Source organism: Streptomyces sp. BR123, assembly GCF_013401435.1.
Lineage (GTDB): Bacteria > Actinomycetota > Actinomycetes > Streptomycetales > Streptomycetaceae > Streptomyces.
In genome coordinates, this window is sequence record NZ_JACBGN010000602.1 from 1 (window position 1) to 1,314 (window position 1,314).

Genomic DNA, 1,314 nt, shown 5'->3' on the forward strand with positions numbered 1-1,314 from the left:
CCCCTGCGACGTGGATCCTGCACGCGGTCGTCGGCCCCGACGAACTCCCCGCCACCGTCCGCGCCCGCGCGGTCCTCCTGGCCACGGGAGCGTACGAACGCCAGCTCCCCTTCCCCGGCTGGACCCTCCCCGGGGTCGTCGGGGCCGGCGGGGCCCAGGCCATGCTGAAGTCCGGGCTGGTCCTGCCGGGCCGGCGGGTCGTCGTCGCGGGGAGCGGCCCGCTGCTGCTCGCCGTGGCCGGCTCGCTCGCCGCCGCGGGGGCCCGCGTCCCGGCGGTGGTGGAGGCGGCCGCCTACGCGGCGTACGCCCCGCACCTCCCCGCCCTGCTGCGCAACCCCGGCAAGCTCGCCGAGGGCGCCGCGTACGGCAGCGCCCTGCTGTACCGGCACATCCGGCTGCTCACCCGGCACGCCGTGACGGAGGCCCACGGCACCGACCGCGTCGAGGCGGTCACCGTGGCCCGCCTGGACCGGGACTGGCGGCCGCTGCCCGGCACGGCCCGCCGGATCCCCTGCGACGCGGTGGCGGTGGGCCACGGGCTCGTGCCCCAGCTGGAGCTGGCCACAGGCCTCGGCTGCGCCACGCGCGGGGCGGCCGACGGCACGGCCGCCCTGCAACTCGACGCGCTGCAGCGCACCTCCGTCCCCGGTGTCTGGTCCGCCGGCGAGACCGGCGGGGTCGGTGGCGCCCAACTGGCCCTGACCGAGGGGGAGATCGCCGCCCACGCCATCGCCGGCCGGCCGGTCCCGGCCGCGCTGACCCGCCGCCGCGCCCGGCTGCGCGCCTTCGCCGACGCAATGGGCCGGGCCCACCGTCCGGGTGCCGGCTGGACCGGCTGGCTGCGCGACGACACCGATGTCTGCCGGTGCGAGGAGGTGCCGGCGGGCCGGATCCGCGAGGCGGTCGCCGACCTCGGCGCCCGGGACGCCCGTACCGTCAAGCTGCTCACGCGCGCCGGGATGGGCTGGTGCCAGGGCCGGATGTGCGGTCCGGCGGTCGCCGCCCTGGCCGGCGAGGCGGCACCTCCCGCGACCCCCGGGGCTTCCGGGGCTCCTGGGGTGCCGTGCACCCGCGGGGTGCCGGGGCCGGACCCGGTGCCGGAGCCGGACCGGCGCCCCCTGTCCTGTCCGGTGCCGCTGCGCCACCTGGTCGAACTTCCGCCCGCCGACCGCTGACCCCGGCCGCCCCGCCCCGTCCCGCCACCCTGCCCAAGGGGCCCGGACCCTTGTGGCCGCATCACACCCACTAGTAAAATGTCACACACCACACTAGGGAGCTCTCACATGACCGACGCGCAGACCCCCGCGCCCAGCC

At 78.8% G+C, this 1,314-nt stretch carries 1 protein-coding gene; it reads left to right on the forward strand.

Features of this window, described 5'->3' with window-relative positions; genetic code table 11:
• Positions 1-1,175 (forward strand): NAD(P)/FAD-dependent oxidoreductase (locus HYE82_RS36575; RefSeq protein WP_179178527.1); only part of this gene is annotated, 1,175 nt, incomplete at its 5' end.
• Positions 1,176-1,314: the final 139 nt, after the last annotated feature.